This window comes from Alkalihalophilus pseudofirmus OF4, from assembly GCF_000005825.2.
Taxonomy (GTDB): domain Bacteria; phylum Bacillota; class Bacilli; order Bacillales; family Bacillaceae_D; genus Alkalihalophilus; species Alkalihalophilus pseudofirmus.
Genome location: NC_013792.1, coordinates 137,682 through 155,776 on the forward strand (window position 1 = coordinate 137,682; position 18,095 = coordinate 155,776).

17 protein-coding genes and 2 pseudogenes are annotated in these 18,095 nt (G+C 35.4%); 6 read left to right on the forward strand and 13 right to left on the reverse strand.

Going from position 1 to position 18,095, the window contains the following annotated elements:
- Positions 1-41 precede the first annotated feature (41 nt).
- The 8 genes and pseudogenes from BPOF4_RS21365 to BPOF4_RS19890 form a co-directional block, all read right to left on the reverse strand.
- Positions 42-995 carry a DNA polymerase III subunit delta' gene (locus BPOF4_RS21365; protein ID WP_012961044.1) on the reverse strand — a complete coding sequence of 318 codons (954 nt, stop codon included), beginning with the start codon at positions 993-995 and terminating at the stop codon, positions 42-44.
- A gap of 38 nt (positions 996-1,033) precedes the next feature.
- On the reverse strand, positions 1,034-2,245 hold the full coding sequence (locus tag BPOF4_RS21370) for a hypothetical protein (protein ID WP_148229612.1): 1,212 nt from the start codon (positions 2,243-2,245) through the stop codon (positions 1,034-1,036).
- 39 nt (positions 2,246-2,284) lie between these two features.
- Positions 2,285-2,443: pseudogene (locus BPOF4_RS22990) on the reverse strand (hypothetical protein); the annotation flags it as partial.
- A 122-nt stretch (positions 2,444-2,565) separates the two neighbouring features.
- Positions 2,566-4,362, reverse strand: a complete 1,797-nt coding sequence (gene ltrA / locus BPOF4_RS19870) for a group II intron reverse transcriptase/maturase (RefSeq protein WP_012961046.1) — start codon at positions 4,360-4,362, stop codon at positions 2,566-2,568.
- A 776-nt stretch (positions 4,363-5,138) separates the two neighbouring features.
- Positions 5,139-5,522, reverse strand: a pseudogene (locus tag BPOF4_RS19875) (AAA family ATPase); the annotation flags it as partial.
- Between the two features lie 145 nt (positions 5,523-5,667).
- Positions 5,668-6,543 (reverse strand): ThiF family adenylyltransferase, encoded by an 876-nt coding sequence (locus tag BPOF4_RS19880; RefSeq protein ID WP_012961048.1) that lies wholly within the window; start codon positions 6,541-6,543, stop codon positions 5,668-5,670.
- On the reverse strand, positions 6,540-7,571 hold the full coding sequence (locus tag BPOF4_RS19885) for a Mov34/MPN/PAD-1 family protein (RefSeq protein ID WP_012961049.1): 1,032 nt from the start codon (positions 7,569-7,571) through the stop codon (positions 6,540-6,542). Before BPOF4_RS19885 ends, BPOF4_RS19880 begins: the two co-directional genes overlap by 4 nt.
- Positions 7,572-7,897: 326 nt before the next feature.
- Complete coding sequence (locus BPOF4_RS19890) at positions 7,898-8,281, reverse strand: hypothetical protein (protein WP_012961050.1); 384 nt, start codon at positions 8,279-8,281, stop codon at positions 7,898-7,900.
- 538 nt (positions 8,282-8,819) lie between these two features.
- Here BPOF4_RS19890 and istA point away from each other — a divergent pair.
- Together istA and istB are read left to right on the forward strand one after the other, a co-directional pair.
- Positions 8,820-10,319 carry an IS21 family transposase gene (gene istA / locus BPOF4_RS19895; RefSeq protein ID WP_012961019.1) on the forward strand — a complete coding sequence of 500 codons (1,500 nt, stop codon included), beginning with the start codon at positions 8,820-8,822 and terminating at the stop codon, positions 10,317-10,319.
- Complete coding sequence (gene istB / locus BPOF4_RS19900; RefSeq protein WP_003320558.1) at positions 10,316-11,035, forward strand: IS21-like element helper ATPase IstB; 720 nt, start codon at positions 10,316-10,318, stop codon at positions 11,033-11,035. Before istA ends, istB begins: the two co-directional genes overlap by 4 nt.
- 254 nt (positions 11,036-11,289) lie before the next feature.
- On the opposite strand, the gene BPOF4_RS19910 is transcribed toward istB, so the two are convergent.
- From BPOF4_RS19910 to BPOF4_RS19930, 5 genes are all read right to left on the reverse strand, one after another.
- A complete protein-coding gene (locus BPOF4_RS19910) occupies positions 11,290-12,402 on the reverse strand; it encodes a hypothetical protein (RefSeq protein WP_012961052.1) in 1,113 nt (370 codons plus the stop codon).
- A 58-nt stretch (positions 12,403-12,460) separates the two neighbouring features.
- Entirely contained in the window at positions 12,461-12,934 is a 474-nt protein-coding gene (locus BPOF4_RS19915; protein ID WP_041823151.1) for a hypothetical protein, read from the reverse strand.
- Positions 12,935-12,947: 13 nt separating this feature from the next.
- Positions 12,948-13,289 (reverse strand): hypothetical protein, encoded by a 342-nt coding sequence (locus BPOF4_RS19920; RefSeq protein ID WP_012961054.1) that lies wholly within the window; start codon positions 13,287-13,289, stop codon positions 12,948-12,950.
- Positions 13,289-13,639, reverse strand: a complete 351-nt coding sequence (locus BPOF4_RS19925; protein ID WP_012961055.1) for a hypothetical protein — start codon at positions 13,637-13,639, stop codon at positions 13,289-13,291. The genes BPOF4_RS19920 and BPOF4_RS19925 overlap by 1 nt, the downstream gene beginning before the upstream one ends.
- 302 nt (positions 13,640-13,941) lie before the next feature.
- On the reverse strand, positions 13,942-14,154 hold the full coding sequence (locus BPOF4_RS19930) for a hypothetical protein (protein WP_012961056.1): 213 nt from the start codon (positions 14,152-14,154) through the stop codon (positions 13,942-13,944).
- 114 nt (positions 14,155-14,268) lie between these two features.
- On the opposite strand from BPOF4_RS19930, the gene BPOF4_RS19935 reads away from it, so the two are divergent.
- The 4 genes from BPOF4_RS19935 to BPOF4_RS19950 all read left to right on the forward strand — a co-directional run bounded on the left by BPOF4_RS19935 (position 14,269) and on the right by BPOF4_RS19950 (position 18,067).
- A complete protein-coding gene (locus tag BPOF4_RS19935; RefSeq protein ID WP_012961057.1) occupies positions 14,269-15,249 on the forward strand; it encodes a hypothetical protein in 981 nt (326 codons plus the stop codon).
- 322 nt (positions 15,250-15,571) lie between these two features.
- Positions 15,572-16,459, forward strand: coding sequence for a Cof-type HAD-IIB family hydrolase (locus BPOF4_RS19940; RefSeq protein ID WP_012961058.1), 888 nt, complete (start codon positions 15,572-15,574; stop codon positions 16,457-16,459).
- Between the two features lie 2 nt (positions 16,460-16,461).
- Complete coding sequence (locus BPOF4_RS19945; protein ID WP_041823152.1) at positions 16,462-17,100, forward strand: YczE/YyaS/YitT family protein; 639 nt, start codon at positions 16,462-16,464, stop codon at positions 17,098-17,100.
- Positions 17,093-18,067 carry a LacI family DNA-binding transcriptional regulator gene (locus BPOF4_RS19950; protein ID WP_012961060.1) on the forward strand — a complete coding sequence of 325 codons (975 nt, stop codon included), beginning with the start codon at positions 17,093-17,095 and terminating at the stop codon, positions 18,065-18,067. The genes BPOF4_RS19945 and BPOF4_RS19950 overlap by 8 nt, the downstream gene beginning before the upstream one ends.
- The last annotated feature ends 28 nt before the right edge of the window (positions 18,068-18,095 follow it).

Sequence of the window (18,095 nt, forward strand, 5' to 3'; positions counted from 1 at the left end):
AAAATAAATAAATTAGAATATAATTCTATTGTATGGTAACACTAGGCATCTTGCAAGCGTAAAACCGCATATTCAAGAGCCATCTGACCAGTGGTATTGGATCTCATCATTCGTTGAGCCTCCTCTACCCCGATCATTGCTTTCTTTATTACCGGTAGTTCATTTTCTCTTGCTATTGTTTCAATAGAAGGATAATCCTTGTAAAGGCGACAGAGACTTTGTAAACCTAATACCTGGTACATCACTTCTTGCAAAAGAGCTTGCATTGTGGATAAGGCGGCTATTTGCTCTGATTTAGAGGGCCATAATCCTTGTGCTTTAGAGACATGAATTAACCCTTCTACCTGCGAAGATAACATCCCCTCAATTAATACGATAAGATGTTGTACAGTATTATGGATATATTCATGTGAAGCTGCTTCTAGCCCTTTATAATAATGTTCATATAAATAGGCAGTTGCTAAGCTATATTCTCCTTGAGTTAACCTTATGTTCTCTTCTCCCGACCTACCTACAGGTTTTAAAGTAAGTAGCTGACATCTTGAACGGACAGTAGGAAGCATATTATTAGAAGAAGATGAAAGTAAGAAGAATATAGTTTGTTGTTCTGGTTCTTCAATACTCTTCAATAAGGCGTTCTGGGCTTGAATTGTTAACGTGTCCGCTTTTTCAATTACCACCATCTTAAAATCACTTTCTACATTACAGTAAGAGAGTGCTTTTTGTAATTCGCGTACTTGCTCAATCTTAAGTGTGGCTGCATCTGTTTTTACACAGATAAGATCTGGATGATGCATATTGCTAATTTGTTTACACACTTTACATCCTTCGCAAGCTTCCTTACCACATAGTAGCTTCTTCAAGAAAAACAACACCACCCTCATTTGTTCTTCTAGATTGGCTCCCTGAAGGAGATAAGCGTGTGACAAAGTACCTCTCTGTAAACTATTCAACAGTGTTTGAACGGCAACCGGCTGGTTCAATTGTATACTCATATATGAGACCTCCAATAAAAAGAGGTAGTAAAACTACCTCAAGCTGTTTGAGACTTAAACGAAGAAAGGGCAACATTCCACGTTTCTCTATCGATGTTTTTTATATTCATTTCTTTACCTAAGATATCCTCAATTGCACCCATAATGAAAGATGAGTTCCCTACCCTATCAGCAACCTTTGCTTTTGATTTAGTAGGATAGATCATTACCACTTCTTCTGCTGTAACTAACCCTATCTCTGATTCTTTTAAAATGGTATATGCGGTCATCCTAGCCTCTTTCACGGTTTTTTCTAATTGTTCTCTTTGGGCATTTAGGTGCGAACGCGCTTCTTTATCCCCTATTTCCATCAGAGATACAATCCATTTAGAATCACTGTTACCTTCATTATTCTTAACTTCTCCTTCCACGGACTCTGCGTCAATTACCTCAACATATTCAGGAACAGACGAGTTCGCCAAATCTTCTTTAAGTTGAGTTAAGAAATCAACATTACTTTCCTTTACATCCGGTAGCTGGTGTATTTCTGGTTCTATCTCTTCACTTGAATCGTGTTGAGTTCCATTATCGTCTTCAGGTTGGACTTCTATGGTTTCTTCGGGTTCTTTGATTTCTTTAGCTTCTTGTAAAAGAACCTTATTAGAAGAAAGGTCTTTCTGAACTAAATTGCGCAATTCAGTAATTTCCTTTTTTAACGCTAGAAGTTCTGAGGAATCTAATCCATTTGGGTGGTCAGCAGTCATATCTACTAAAGCAATTTCTAAAGAGGCTTTTGGATTAGAAGTCACTTTTAAAACTGCCTTCACTTCATTCCATTGTTTAATCAAAGATTGTAAGTGCCCAATTGGTACAGTATCTATAAAAGACTCAATCTTTTCATCAAGTATCACCCGATTTAGTTCTACTTCTTTACCAATCGTCTTTAACAATAATAGATCACGATAAAACAAGGTTAGATCATCCACAAGAAGCATTGGATCCTTTCCTAAATCTATTAGTGTATTGACCTTCTGAATGAGAAATTGGATATCTCTGTTGTAGACATTAGTTACTAAGTCAAATAAATGGTTTAACGAGACCCCTCCGGTTACTTCAATAACATGGTCGATATTTACATCCTCTAAGGCATAGGCTAAAACCTGATCTAAAAGTGAAAGAGCATCTCTCATTCCACCTTGAGCGAGTCGTGCTATCATCTCTAAAGCTTCCCTGTTTACAGATGCCTTTTCTTCCCGTACGACATGCTCCATTCGACTAATTAACGTCGGTGTAGCAATTCTACGGAAGTCGTATCTTTGACAACGTGATTTAACGGTCGGAAGGACCTTGTGTGCATCTGTTGTCGCAAGGATGAAGATAGCATGTTCAGGTGGCTCCTCTAACGTTTTTAAAAAAGCGTTATTAGCGGCCTCGGTGAATAGCGATAGGTAAGTCTTTGGATTTTGTATCCTCCGTTAATAACTTTTCGATAATACTATCTTTTAGTGTGTATTATCTTACTAAGTTAACCTTTTCCCCCGCTCCGCACCGTACGTGCGAGTTTCCCCGCATACGGCGCTCCATCTAACTTTTAAATAGCTATACTTTCAAGTTTACATAAGGCTCTTAATTGATTTAATTTACGAAGCTGCGCTGTGTTTAGATTAAGAATCTTCCTGTAATTTTGTATGGTATTGTTGTCTGTCGCATGAATTAGGCGATGGACAAATACGTGAACTATGACAAGGTTATCAAATGCGTCGGAACCACCTAAGCTCTTAGGAACTTTGTGATGACAATGTGTAACATCAGCGGTTAGTAACATTTTACTGATTACACATTTTCCTTGTTGCATTGAATATCTTGAGAGACGATTATCCAAATACTCTATAGTGGCATTGGGAATATTTGCTCTCATTAACTTGACTAATTCTTTATCCCACACAAAATTTTTGGGAGTGTCATATGGATTTAGACTTTGTGAGAAATTTAGATTTGATTGCGTTTTGACTGCTGCAATTGGGAAAAGATATCCTGCCTTTTTAATGCTGAATGTCTTTTTCCTTCTATTTCCATAAATTCTGTAGTAGGTGCACTGTTTGTCGACTTTTATATATCCATATTTAGCTACATCTTTTAATCTAGTTTTCAGTGTTTTAAGTAAATTAAATTCAATTCTCTCGAAGTCTTTTACAACGTGAGTTGCATATTTGAAATACTGTTGCGTTCCAAGTACAACCGAGTTGTAGTAGACTACGTTTTCGGGAGTTGGGTGTTTTTTAAGTTCCCTTACACTTTGGCGTAGTTTAGATTGAATTTGTTCGATTCTCTTATCTGTTACATTAGTTTTTGCGACCCATTTCTTTCTCTTAGGAACAGCTTTAATCTTATAGCTAAGGAAGTCTGAACTCTTCTTGCGGAGGTTGATGACTCGTGACTTTTCATTAGAAATTTCTAATTTGAGTCTATCCTTGAGGTATCCTTTGACAGCATGAAACCATTTCCATGCCGTATTGTGGTCCCTTGCAAGAATACGAAAGTCATCAGCATATCTCACAATATATCCTTCCTTGAGATTAGAAGCTCTTTTGAGATTAGCGATTTTAACATCGTTTCCAGAGTATTGATGTTTGGTATTAAAACATTCCCATTGACCTGCTACCCATTGGTCTAAGTCATTTAGAACTACATTTGAAAGGAGTGGAGAAAGAATCCCACCTTGTGGAACACCTTTCTTCGGAATCCCCTCTTTTTGGATAGGTGCCTTTAACATCTTGGATATTATCGCTAATACCCTTTTATCTTTAACACCGATATTCCATAGTTGTTTGATGAGTAGGTTATGGTTCACATTATCAAAGAAACCTTTTATATCAATATCAACCGTGTAATGCAACTTGTTAATGTTGATTAGGGTTTGAACTCTGGCTATTGCGTGCCTAGTTGATCGTAAAGGTCGGAAACCATATGAATGGTTGTAAAACTTTGCTTCGCATATAGGTTCTAAGACTTGTAAGAACATTTGTTGAATGATTCTATCGGCTATGGTCGGTATGCCCAAAGGGCGTTTATCGGTTCCATAATTTTTATCGATTAGAACTCTTCGTACTCTTTGCGGTTTATAGTTCTCTAAACGCAGTCTCATTTCTTCAATGAATGATTCTTTGTTTTTCTCCGCTAGGTGTATGATGGTGTACCCATCTGTTCCTTTGGTTTTAGATCCTGTATTTTTCTTTATGTTTCTATATGCAAGCATGATGTTTTCTTCAGATAAGATGATTTCTAGTAAATTCTTGAAACTTTCGCCAGTTTTGCTTTTAGTGTATAAATCTTTTTGAATTTCACCAAACTCATAATATTGTTTGTATCTGATACCTTGTGCGCTCATAGGTGTATCACATCCTTCGTGATATACTCACCTTCCTACCCGAAATATGAGCTTCAACTTGTTTTGTCGTATTTACTATCCAAAGTCAGACTTGGGGCTATCCCTCCACTATGTTTCCATAGTTTCAATGGTACTGTGCCCCTACTCTCACAAAGATAAATGCATTTCGTTCATCGTGTTTTATTGATGAACTTATAGCAACCTCCCGTTTGTAGACGTTTTATGGAGTCCTTTGCTTTCCACGTTCCGATAAATGTAGCTGTACATATACTTTTAGGTGCTTGCTTTGAGCCTGTGAATTTATAATCTCATAGCTGATTATCCCGAGTTTCATAACATGCAATTTTACTCCTCGGTAATTCACCCTACACTAGTAGTACCTAGCTTTCGCTTAGGTTAGTTCTCTAGACCCTTTCATTCGCAAGTTCGTCAGTTCCGTTTGGAACATTCTCACCATGAGTATTTTATAGCGCTCCGGCCTATCCTTAACCATATTATATTTTCATATTACTTAGATTAAGTTCAGCCGACTTTACCTGGCTTCATACCAATCAAATCTACAAATTTGAGAGGCATGCAGGAGTATCAAGCTGTTAGTTTCAGTCAGCATGATGACTTCATTCCTAACATCCATTTATCAGTTGTCATTTAGTTTGACTGATATTTCGTTTTAGCATTAAGAAATGTCACATCTACTTTGACAGGAGGTTTCTCCGTCGTCTAAATGAACTCTTTTCCTAGTGTTAAACACTAGTTATAGAGTAACGTGTCGCACGCATATGAACCTCATCAATGATGTATATCTTATATTTACCAACTGATGGAGTATATCTAACTTTATCTCTTATATCTCGAATTTCATCTACGCCATTATTACTAGCAGCATCGATTTCAATAATATCGGGATGTTTGTCACCTAACTTGCAACTTTCACAATCACCACATGGGTTTCCTTTTACGGGTGATGTGCAATTTAGAGCTCTAGCAATAATTTTTGCTGAACTTGTTTTTCCCGTCCCTCTTGGTCCCGTAAACAGGTATCCGTGGCTAATTTTATTCTTCATAATGGCGTTTTTAAGTGTCGTAGTGATGTGTTCCTGACCTACTAGTGAATCTAAATCAACCGGTCTATATTTACGGTATAATGCTTGATAACTCATTTTTCATCTCTCCTTAGGGTCTTTTATAGTAAAAAAACACATTTCTAAAGGGATCAAGTGATCACTAAAGAAACGTGTTTCTGTCCTTTCTCGCTTGAGGAAGGAAGGCGTTTTAAATAAATAGAATACTTCGATTATATCGTATTTATTTGTTCTGTATACGTTTGTCTTTCAAAAGCTCAAAATGCTTTTTAAACACTGGTTCAGGAATAAAGTGAGGCTTTGATCCTGAATATTGGGCATTAAAATCAATCACATGAGTATAGAGCGATTTAGTATGAAATAACCCTACTATCACACCATTCGCTAATTGAGCTGCTAATTTATTTGTTGCACAACGTTGTGGGTTGTTTACAATGGCTGCTCCACACGACTGACCAGGAAAACGATCCTGCTCCATTAAGATGTTTCGGTAGACGTCACCTACAGGAGGGAGAAAGATCTCTCCATCTCTTTTATAGCCTGTGACAACTTGGCCAGTAAAGCCCGTAGCATCAATTATACCTTTCTCTATTGCCCTTTCTGATGGTGTGAGGTTGGGATTAGGTAATGTAACCCCTTCAACACCTAGGTCTACATAAATAATGTTCTCTTCTTCATAAAAGAAACGATGCATTAGTTGTCTTGTTGCGTTATTATCCACACACCCTATTAGAACAGGCATGATAACAACACCATCTCGTACATCTTTTTGTGTTAATGAAAAAAGAGAGCGTAACATTGATATGTCCGTTATGTAAGAAGTAACAGACTGTACAAAACATCCGTAGTGCATACTATAGCGATCTACTAATGCTTCTACTTTAAACTCTCCTATATCTTCCTTATCAAATAGCTGATTTTTTAAATTTTTCCCTTCGACTTTATCGGCATCGGCGATCGTAATCTTAACTGTAACCGACTCCTCAAAACCACTTAAATCCTGTAATAAGGAACGGAAAAAATGGGAGCCATTTGCACCGGCTCCAATTATGACAATATCATAAGCAATACTTGTGTCAGATAACTTAAGTCCTTTCATTCTCCTGCTCCCAATACATCCACTTGATTAATCCATTCTTTTGGAAAAGAAGTAGTGTTTCTAACATGATTATTCATGTCGAATACATCGGTTAAAGCCAAGTTAATAAAAGCACCATTAAACCCTGCTCTCACACGTATTTGGCTTGGTTGCTTATGAACCTCACCTACTACCCCATAAAGTAAGGGAGCCACCTCATCCGCGTCATCAATAGAAGAGAAAAAGGCTGGCATACTGTTATGGGAATGAATATGCATAACAGGTTCATAGCGTTTCTCTGATTGGTTTAAAAGGTCTTGCTCAAATTCTTCGACCCACACTCTGGTCTTTGAAACCGTTTGCTTAGGACAAATGTTTACATATTGTTGTTTTTCCTTATCCCAATAAATCATTACCATTACCTCTGTTTCAAACCCTTGTTTACAAAAATATTGAAAAAAGGATAGGATCTCAGAAAGGTGATCAATCGGGATTTTAGGTAAGTGAAGAGAAAACCCTGGTTCAATACGATCTAAATCTGGAAGTAATCCAGTTACCGGAGTAGTCATTTCTCCGATAAAGGATCGATTGATTTCATACAGCTTTCCGTCTGTACTAGCAAGTATAGACTTAGGGCGCGGATCAACCTCCTGATTTAGATGTGATTTCTTCCAATAGTATTTCCGAAGTCGTCCTAAGAACGAAGAACCTTTTGTAGTCCCTGATACATCCGGATAAAGATGCTTTTTCTTTTCATCTACAGACCATTTCGTTCTTTGTTTCGTCATTGCAAAATATTCTTTTTCCATCCCTTGGCGAAGTTCCTCTAGCGTGATTCCTTCTTCTGGTATTGCGCTCACAAAATCAGAAGGTTTGAAGGTATACACTACGTAATGAATGGTCCACTCGTCATTTACTTTTAATTCTTTTTTAGGATCTGGTTTATTTTTCGCTTTTTCTCCAGAACCTTCTTTCACTTTCTTTTCTTTTACAGGAGCCTCCTTTTCCTTCTCTGCAGCTCCAACGTCAAATAAATCAAACTGTTTCATAAATGATCTCTCCTTTTAAAAAATGGGTTTGGTTTAGGTGTAGAGGCACAAAAAAAACACCTCTAGTAAATAACCATGTAGCTGTTCGGAAAAAGAACAGTTTTATCCCTAAAGATAAAATGGTCACTTACGAGAAGTGTTTTAGTGGTTGAATAGATAACCGCTTGGTCATCGCAAAAAATTAAATAAATAGTTAATAAACCTATTATATCACATAATTATGTGGTGTTACATTAGAAGGAAAAATAAAAAGACCCGAACTTAGTTCTAGGTCCAAAAATCCTTCTTCCTTCTATTAGCACCTGAATAAGAATTAAAAAAAGTCTCTATGATAAAGTAATAATTAAACATAATATGAAAATGAAACCTGATAATGGCGTCATAATAAGTCTTTCTTTTTTACTCCTAGATGTAAGGTTTGCTATTGTATTTAAGCCCAAGAAGATTGTAATAACCCATACTAATATATTTGTAGATAAAAAACCGAAACCATTTAAGACATTGGTATGTTGCAGAAAAATAAAGCCCATAAATAAGAGAATCAAAGCATTCAATGCACTCACAATTCGTAATTTTTTAGGTAAAATCTTATAATATCCTCCCATTGCAAATTCACCCAAAGGATAGCCAAGTGAAAGTAGCACTTGAAAAACTGCTACGAAAACACAAAAAATCGCCACCACGATTGATAATATGTAGATAAAATCCACTTCGATTACCTCCTAATTTAAGTTTTCTTCTTAAATTTTTTCCTTTTGTTTGATATAGAAAAAGAATCCCTTGGGGAAGAAATGCTACCCTTTGGCTTAACAATATTCTATTTATCTCTTGTTATTCCACATTCTGTATAAACCAATAATTAAAATAGTATAGGCAAGAATTTCAATGGTTTTAGGTATAAAGGAAAATAATAAAGCTAATTCTCCTATGGATATTGCCCATGTTTCGGTATTGTTTAACGTAAAATAATCTATAATACTATTCGTAACAATGGGAGAAACCAACAGATAAAGTTGGTTAATGATCAAAAGGAGAAAAGAATAGATCCCTGCAATAAAAGAGTGTTTCTTCGATTGGACCAGTCCAAACAAAAGCTGTTTATGGCAAACTAAATATGTAGGAAATGGCAGTTAATTTGTGTAGGGCCCGGAGGGCCCTACACAAATTAAAAAAGCCACTTGTCAACTTCTCATAATAACTTTAAACTCCTCGTTGGACCAACAACGTTTAACAGGAGGCTATTAGGAGATGTTAGCAGTGGCACAAATTGATTATATCAGACATGAAGTGAATCAAAAAGGTGGAACTTATTCCAGTGTGGCAAGAAAGATGGAACTGGATCCTCGTACAGTTTCTAAGTATGCGAATCAAGAAGAGTTTCCAGTAAAAAAACCACAGAAAAGAAGCTCTAGAGTGATGGATCCAGTGAAGCCTATTTTAGATAAGTGGATTCGAGAAGACTTAAAAAAGAAAAAGAAGAATCATAGAACTGCCAAAAGAATGTACGAGCAGTTAGTTAAGTTTCATAGCTTCGAAGGTTCTGCACGTACAGTTCGTGACTATGTTTCAAGAAGGAAGAAAGAGCTAAAAGAATATATAGAAGGAGCTTCATTACCTCTTGAATCCATACCAGGAACAGCACAAGTTGATTTTGGTACAGCACCCTTCTTATATGAATCAGAGATAATAGACCTACCGTATTTAGTGATGTCATTTCCGTACAGTAATTCATTCCTGTTTCAGGTATTTCCTTCGGAAAACACTGAGTGTTTACTAGAGGGTCTACAACGTATGTTTCACTATATGGGTGGTGTGCCGACAACGATACGATTCGATAACTTATCCCCCGCCGTGAAAAAGATAAAAGGTAAGGGTGAACGTGAACTCACTGATACATTTGAACGTTTTGTCTTACACTATGGGTTCAGTTACGAATTTTGTAATCCTGGGAAGGGGAATGAAAAAGGACACGTTGAAGCAATGGTGAAATATGTTCGAAATAACTTCTTCTTACCCGAGTGCACCATAGTGGATCTCGACCAATTTAATGAAACACTTTGGCAATGCGCAGAGGAAGACCGAAATCGTCCACACTACTTAAAAGAAACGCTTCAATCAGAGTTATATAAGGAAGACAAAAAGGAATGGCTTATCCTTCCTGAGAAGAAGTTTGAATGTGTGCGTTATCAGGAAGTGAAGGCAGATAAATACGGGATTATAAACATCGATAACAAGGAATATTCAACGTCGCCTAGATTTGCCAAGCAGCGCATAAATATTTGTGTAACCTATAACTCTATTATTGTATTGAACGAAGAACGTCAGGTTATTGTAAAGCATTCTCGTTTATATGGAGTAAAAAGAAGGTCGATGAACTGGCAACCATATTTACACTTACTATCAAAACGTCCAAAGGCAATTAAATATTCTAGTTTATATGACCAATTTCCCCTTGAATGGTCCAACTTTTTAAGAGATTGTACAGAAGAAGAGCAGAAAGAAGTTTTACGTCTTTTAGCTACGCTCTTAAAAAATGATGATTTTACTTTATTGAATGAGGCATTAGAGTTAGCTTCTTCACATGGTCATCCTAGTGCGGATCAAATCAAGCATTGTTTCTATTCTCTACTAAATCAAGGTACATCTTATGAGGCGATTACTCCTCGTCTTAATGTTCCAACAGTACCTAGCGCAACTCGTGGGCTTTCTCATTACGATGCTTTTTTTCAAGGGGGTACGAGTGAATGAACGAGCAAATACAAGCCTACGCAAAGCGACTAAAGTTAAGTTGGATTAGAGAGAATTTTAATCAAATAGAAGCAGAAACAAATGAAGAGTACCTATTAAAGCTTTTTGAAAAGGAAGTCCAAAATCGGGAAGAAAGAAAAGTTAATTTATTACTAAGTCAAGCTCAGCTACCGAAGACAGGTTCTACTCCTTTCCAATGGGAACATATACAAATTCCACAAGGAATTGAACGTACAGCTGTCATTAATGGTGACTTTATTAAGGAGAGGGAAAACCTTATTTTATACGGTGGTGTCGGTACAGGAAAGACTTATTTGGCAACATTACTATCCTTAAATGCCATACATAGATTTGGCAGCCAGGTAAAGTTCTATACAGTGGCAGGCTTGGTTAATAAACTAATTGAAGCAAACCAGAAAAACACTCTACCAAAGCTGATGAAACAAATCGAAAAGCTAGACCTTTTAATACTTGATGAGCTCGGCTATATTCCGTTAAACAAAGAAGGAGCAGAGCTTTTATTTCAAGTGATTTCTATGTGTTATGAAAACCGAAGTATAGTGATTACAACCAATCTTCAATTCGGTCAATGGAATCATGTTTTTGGCGACCCGATTCTAACAGAAGCTGTCATTGACCGCCTGATTCACCATTCTCATTTACTTGTTTTTAAAGGAGATAGTTTTCGTTATAAAGAGTCTTTATTGCATCAATAATTTGAAGTGACAAGTGGCATGCATATTTAATTGCCATTTGGTACATTTTTTAATTGCCAAATACACAAAAGCAAACATATATATATAGTCATTATAATAAAATACAAAAAATTTACTATCTTTATCAACTCCATTATTTGCAAATACTACTTTAATTTTAACATTAAAATTTCCAATTCCTACTATATACTCACATAAGTTCAAATATAAAATAAAAAAAACGGCTCTCCTTTTAAGAGGAGAACCGTTTTAAATTAAATGTTTTTAAGCGTTAACTCATTAGGCACTAATTGCTTATCGTCGAATTCCTTATTTATGAAATCTTCAACTCTATGCGTCCCTAATATGTCCTGTGAATAGGGAGAGTTAAAAAATAAGTCTATTACCATAGGTAAGTGTACTAATGATTTAAGAGTCATATTCTTGTCAGGCCAACAAACACCACAATCTCGAAAGACGTTATTGTAAGGGAATTTAAAAAGTGGGGTATCAAAATCGACTGGTACGTTTGGCACGGCCGCTACTCTCATATCAATAATGGTCAGTTCTTTGTTTAATGTAAATATCACAACAAGTTTAGGATGACCAACTTCTCCAACCTCTATCTTCCCTAATCTAACATTTCTTAGTTGCTTAGGGACTTCCATTATAACAACATGATGATCTGCTAATGTTTGCTTATAGTGAATTGTCCCAGGCGGTAGCATAGGCGTCTGAACCTTACTTGCTTTAGGTCGTCTTCTCATGATCGCCTTATCTACCCAGTCATTATCACAGTTAGTTAAAATGGTTTCAAAGATAGCCTTAATTTCATTACTGTTTTTTTCACGGAGATAATCACTTTCCATTACCTTACGTAAAACATAAATAGTCGTTGGCACCGATGCTTTTTCATTTAGATTGAGCTTATTAATTAAAGCATAGAATAGCTTGTTAAAGACCGCAGCTTCTGCATAATTAATTTGCTCTACTTTTTGCGTAATAGCATTTAGCTGTTGTGTAAGTTCATTTGGAGTAGAATTTTGCAATTTAATATGTTTGGCCATGCTTGTGAAAAAAGTTTGGACAAACTCTGGATGCTTTTCGTTCATTTTATCACTTAAAAAACTCATGAATTGATTCAAGGCATCAAACTTGTTGTGCTTGTATAGCCCTTTAAGTACTTCCTCGAATACTTCTGAGTAATTTTCAATGTTATTTAATAAATACCAAATGAGTTCTTCATCTTTCATCATATGTAAAGAAAACATGATAAAAGTGTCCGTTGGGACATACTTCTCTTTGGCTACGAGACCATTGATATACTCTTTATATTGTACTGGCTTATTATCTTCTATATAAAAGTTAACCCCATGTTTGTTATTCATATCTTTAATCTCCTTTAGATGAGAAAAAACATGACCACCAATAGGTATGATCATGTTTTTACTCTTTCTCTGTTTTGTTTTTAATTACATCTAAGGCTTGAACTAAATCAAAGAACAGCTCCGATGTTGTAGCGGTATAAGCAACGGAAGTTAACCCTAATAGCAATTTACCATCCCTAACAAACACTGTCGTTTCGATTTCCCCCATTTCACACTGATAGTAATCCATAAGACTTGATAGGATTATATCCTTAGCTTGTTCTAGTCCGAGTTGCAGTATAGTTGGATGGACGATCTCCATCTCTAACATCTCTTCAATATCTGCTTCATTTATAATATCTAGTCTAGCACCGCTACGTATCATAAGTAATCGGTTGATTGTGTAGATTCTTTCCTCCCAATGAGGACCAAATGAAAAGAATTCAATAGAATCATCTATTTCATACCCTTGTTCTAATAAAACACTTATTATTTTCAAATTATCGATGGCTACTAGATAATCGTACTGTGCCTCAAAGCTTAGCATCTGCATAGGAGACTCCTTTTTAAATGAATTTTGATCTTTTCTTTCGAATAATATCTACGAATTCGCTTTTGAATTTCTCTCTACTATAAATATCTTGTAAAAGGTTCCTAAAGTAAGCAGCTCGCTCGAATTCAATTTGATCATAGTCATCATCCTCTTCAAAAGTAGGGAGACGAAGAACGTGATGTGCAGCAATATCATAGGCATCAAATGGAATTAGTTTTAAAAATTCTTTAACTCCGCCAACAGTAGTTACTGGCGTATTATGAACTAATTCTAACAGTAGACTTGCCCCTAACTCATCAGAACAATACTCTTCTTCATTGGCCATAAATTTTTTTGCTTTTTCTAACTGACCCATTAGAGTATTCCTCTCTTTTTATAATCTGCCTTCACAGACCATAAAATTTTAGCTATGTGTGCATTTAAACACGTTGCTACGTAAGGATCATCAATTACTGTTGAAATAACCATGCGTTTCTTTCCTGAAAACTCAAAAAGGGTTTCACGAAACATATCTAATTCGCGAAACTCCTCTCTCATTAACTCCGCTATAAGTTGGATAACATGGCTTGTGGGATCCATTTTTATAAGGTCGCCCCACTCCATCAGAAAGTCATATACATGCGAGTCAATCTCACGATTCTCAAGTATAGCGTCCATAAATTGTTGTACAGAACTTCTTAACGATTGTTTAATAAGTGCATTCATTTTCATTCCTCCAGAATATTTTAATAAAAAAATGGTTTGTTCAAAAAGAAATATAAACCTCTCAAATTGTTTCTAATAATCCTCCTTTTTAATTGGTGCAAAAAAAAACACACCTCACCAAAAAGATTAGGTTTCTGTCAAAAACGACATACTAATCACTTTGGTAAAGTGTGTTGATTAATCAAAAACGAATCTCGCTTGAGATACGTAAAATAAGGAAAATAAATAATAGAATACATTAATTATAACATGGCAACTAAAATAAAAAAATACATCAAGCAAGAACTTGATGTATTGGAAGATTAATTTATTCTTGGAAAGCCCTGTACAGGACCAGGGAGTGTCTCCCCTTCTCCACTATCAATTACCATATAAGAAGGATTAAGCTGCTCAAAATCATTAATGGGATCTCTGCCATCATTTATGTGCTTAAATATAGCACTTTCTACGTTTCCATTGGTTTTATTATAAAGAACCAGCCAGTATTTCTTTTCATTTTGAACAGTTGAAGACATCTAGTTCACCTCTAATTATTTAAATTACAAACTCTCCAAAATTTGCAAACATATATTGCTAAACATAAGATGAAAGCACCAGCATTGCATACTATTATGGGGGTGTCTTAACGAATGATTAATACACTATTAAAATTTGCAAAATATGTGCTCCTTATTGGAGTTGGCACATTTTTCGTTGAATGGTTAACGGACTATTCTGCTTTTCAAGTCTATAAAGAATACAGTTTGAGAACATTTATTTATATATATACTTGGATAAACTGGGTGATCATAGCCCTATTCATATATACCCTATCTTTAAAGGGCAAAACTAAAGTTTTAAAATTTACAGAAATGTTGAGAGAAAAACGCTTTTTCTATGATGTAGACAGATGGTCTTGCACTCCTTATATTTCGCCTATTCACTATACTTATATGTTAACACCACTAGAAAGCATTAACAATAATATACAGGCAAGAGTTTTCGACAGTTTCTACCAAAAAGTAGTAAACTCATTTAGAGATAAAGTTTATAGCACTAAAAATTTCTCATCTTATGATCCAAAGAATAGAATATCTTTTATTAGAGTGGTGGGTTTATTTACTTTAGCTAAATACTATCTCCCACCATTCTTACTATTAAGCCTTACAGCTTACTTAATTTCATTAAAACCATTAACTTTTTGGTATGAAGGACTTGGTCAATTTGTTGTCCCATTTGCTGCATACTCGTTTATATTGATCGTATTTTTAACTAAAACACTAATACATCATAGTTCTTGGGAGCTTGTCGATCATGAAATCTTGCAACAGCTAGGAGAAAAGGACCCCCGTATAGCTTGGACATCACTAAATCAACATACCGAACAAGGGAGATTAATTATCGCTGCATGGAAAACAGAGATGGAAAACAGAGGGAGAAGGGAGTATCAATTAAGAGGCCAACCGGTACCGGATAACCCTAAACCTATCAACCATTATAATATTGCTCCATTTCCCTATCCACCTGAAACCGAACGATTTCATGTAGCGGGAAATAAAGTATACGAAGTTCCAATTGAAAAAATTAATCAACTTCAAACAAATGTAATTCCTTTTAAAAGGAAAATATAAAAAGAATCGCCCTAATAATGAGGGCGATTCTTTTATCTTTTCTCTATAACAGAAATGATCAATCTTTTTTATAAAACCTACATATTTATAAGACCGGAATCCATTTTGATTCAATTAGTAATTAACTTTGTTAATAGTGTATTAACATTATCATAAACTAGAGCCATCCTTAATTAAGAGGTGGTTTTGCGTATTGTAAATCAAATGGGTATATTCTAGAGAATCAATTTAGAAAACTAATCAAAATAAGAATTGCTATGAAACGCGTACCACACTTTATAATTGCCTTGAACTTTAAAATAAATGAAATGGGGTAAATAATGTGAAGGTAATAGCGATCGACTTAGATGGTACACTTTTATCAGAGAACTTATCGATTTATCAAGATGATTTAAACGCTATAAAACAAGCACAACAGAAGAATTATATTGTATTAATTGCAACAGGAAGGGCTTTGTTTGATGCTCAGTATATAATGAAAAAATATATGTTGAGTTGTCCTATAATTGCATCAAACGGGGCACAAATTTATGTAGGAAATAAAAAAATACACGAACGATTTATGAATCAAGATTTCATTCAACCTATAATTCAGTGGATGAATAAAGAAAATATGTATTATCAAGTATACCTATCCGATAAAATTGTTGTATCAGATCAGGGAATCAAACATCTACAGAAGCAATTACATGATGTAGTAAATCAAGATGCTAGTTTTAATAAAGATGGTTTTTGGGAGTCAATTAGAGCTCAAATATACCAGTATGGCTTACAAGAAGTTAGTGGTATGATTCAATCTACAGATTATGATTCCATTATTAAATTTATGGTTGTTTGCCCAGATATTAGTAAACTAAGGATGGCAAAAGAATATTTTAACCAACTTGATGGTTGTGTTGTTTCAAGTTCAGGAGCATTTAATCTAGAAATTATGAGTATAGGAGTCGACAAGGGAATAGCCTTACAAAAAATTTGCGAATATTATAAAACGACAGTGAAGAATGCTATCGTAATTGGAGACAATCTAAATGACATGCCTATGTTCAAAGTAGCTGGAGTAGGAATTGCTATGGGAAATTCAGCTGAAGAGCTGATCCGAATATCTACCTTTAAGACTTTATCAAATCGTGAATGTGGTGTGTCGTATGCTTTTTGCCACTATATACAAGAGAATGAGACGGAAAGTAACGATCTCACTGAAAGTGTGTAAAGATGAACAACAACTTCTTTTATAGATGTGTAATCTATATTACTGGGCTTTTCATCTTATCCTTAGGTATAGTGTGTATGATAAAATCCAATGTGGGAATAGCTCCATGGGATGCATTAAATGTGGCATTATCAAAGAGAATTGGATTGACGATTGGATCATGGGTTTTTATTATTGGCACAATCCTAATTCTAATTAATAGCTTGATAAAAAGAAGTATTCCGAACGTAGCTGGAGTAATTCCTATCTTAATTATCGGGGCTTTTGTGGACCTTTTAAATTTAAAGATCCTTAGCTTCATGGAGATTGACATTTTATTTTTTCGATGGAGTTTGTTTTTTGGAGGGTTATGTATATTGGCTTCCGGAATAGCTATCTACTTACGGGCATCCTTTCCAACTGTTCCAAACGACGAATTAATGTTAGCCCTCACTGAACGTACAGGATGGGGAATCAATATCACGAAAACCATAGGCGAAGCAATCGCTTTTCTCTTGGCAATTGTATGGAAAGGACCTGTTGGAATTGGAACATTCATAGTGGTACTGTGCCTTGGGTTACTCGTAGGTTTTTTTGATCAGTTCTTGCATAAGGTAGGAATGCCACGTTATTTTATAGTAAGGAGAAATGTAGATGAGTAAATTAACAGAAATAGCAAAAAGGGCAAATGTATCCCGCACAACTGTATCCCGAGTTCTCAATAATCATCCCTATGTAAAACCAGAAAAACGAGATGCTGTGTTAAAGGCCATAAAGGAACTAAATTATGTACCAAACTTAAACGCGAGAAACCTATCCAAAGGAAAGACAAATGTAATTGGGGTTATCGTACCGAAAATTAATCATCCATTTTTCAGTAATCTTATAGAAGGAATTGGCAACGAATGCAATAAGTATAATTATAGTTTACTTGTTCATCAGTCTAATAATGATCCTGAAAAAGAGTTACAGTTTTTTGACCTGTTAAAATACAAAATGATTGATGGCCTTATTTTAGGGTCATGTGTGAGTGACACCAGTGTAATCGACGAACTTTCCTCTTATGGAAAAATCGTTTCTTGTGAGTATTCAGAAAGTAGTAAGGTTCCCAAAGTATTTGTTAATCATGAATATGGGATCCAGATGACAGTGGATTACTTGAAAGCTCAGGGACATCAAAAAATAGGTTTATGTATAGGAAACCCTAGAAGTGGCGTAGGGATCAGTAGAAAGAAAGCTTTTTTTAAGCTTCAAAGAGAATACAGTTTAAAATGGATAGATTATTGGTACTTTGAAAAGCAATATACGATTGAAGATGGGTTTGAGGTTGCAAAAAAAATTCTTGAACAACCATCTCGTCCTACTGCAATGGTTGTAGGAAGTGACCAAGTGGCAGCTGGAATTATCTTTGAAACAAAAAAACAAGGAATCATGATCCCTGAAGAATTAGCTATTGTAGGGTTTGATAATCAACCGATTTCTAAGGGAGTGGAGCTAACAACAATTAACCAACCAATTAAGGAAATTGGTGAGAACGCAGCCAGCTTGTTATACAGCATTATTCATAACCAGGATGTTCCTTCTTTTACCACATTAGAATTGCAACTTATTAAAAGAAATTCAGCATAAAAAAGAGACTGACCCAAAAAGTTATTTT

Excerpts from the sequence above, each read along its gene's own strand:
- BPOF4_RS21365 (WP_012961044.1), bottom strand. The coding sequence starts at position 995 with ATGAGTATACAATTGAACCAGCCGGTTGCCGTTCAAACACTGTTGAAT.
- BPOF4_RS21370 (WP_148229612.1), bottom strand. The coding sequence starts at position 2,245 with ATGGAGCATGTCGTACGGGAAGAAAAGGCATCTGTAAACAGGGAAGCT.
- ltrA (WP_012961046.1), bottom strand. The coding sequence starts at position 4,362 with ATGAGCGCACAAGGTATCAGATACAAACAATATTATGAGTTTGGTGAA.
- BPOF4_RS19880 (WP_012961048.1), bottom strand. The coding sequence starts at position 6,543 with ATGAAAGGACTTAAGTTATCTGACACAAGTATTGCTTATGATATTGTC.
- BPOF4_RS19885 (WP_012961049.1), bottom strand. The coding sequence starts at position 7,571 with ATGAAACAGTTTGATTTATTTGACGTTGGAGCTGCAGAGAAGGAAAAG.
- istA (WP_012961019.1), top strand. The coding sequence starts at position 8,820 with ATGTTAGCAGTGGCACAAATTGATTATATCAGACATGAAGTGAATCAA.
- istB (WP_003320558.1), top strand. The coding sequence starts at position 10,316 with ATGAACGAGCAAATACAAGCCTACGCAAAGCGACTAAAGTTAAGTTGG.
- BPOF4_RS19910 (WP_012961052.1), bottom strand. The coding sequence starts at position 12,402 with ATGAATAACAAACATGGGGTTAACTTTTATATAGAAGATAATAAGCCA.
- BPOF4_RS19915 (WP_041823151.1), bottom strand. The coding sequence starts at position 12,934 with ATGCAGATGCTAAGCTTTGAGGCACAGTACGATTATCTAGTAGCCATC.
- BPOF4_RS19920 (WP_012961054.1), bottom strand. The coding sequence starts at position 13,289 with ATGGGTCAGTTAGAAAAAGCAAAAAAATTTATGGCCAATGAAGAAGAG.
- BPOF4_RS19925 (WP_012961055.1), bottom strand. The coding sequence starts at position 13,639 with ATGAATGCACTTATTAAACAATCGTTAAGAAGTTCTGTACAACAATTT.
- BPOF4_RS19930 (WP_012961056.1), bottom strand. The coding sequence starts at position 14,154 with ATGTCTTCAACTGTTCAAAATGAAAAGAAATACTGGCTGGTTCTTTAT.
- BPOF4_RS19935 (WP_012961057.1), top strand. The coding sequence starts at position 14,269 with ATGATTAATACACTATTAAAATTTGCAAAATATGTGCTCCTTATTGGA.
- BPOF4_RS19945 (WP_041823152.1), top strand. The coding sequence starts at position 16,462 with ATGAACAACAACTTCTTTTATAGATGTGTAATCTATATTACTGGGCTT.
- BPOF4_RS19950 (WP_012961060.1), top strand. The coding sequence starts at position 17,093 with ATGAGTAAATTAACAGAAATAGCAAAAAGGGCAAATGTATCCCGCACA.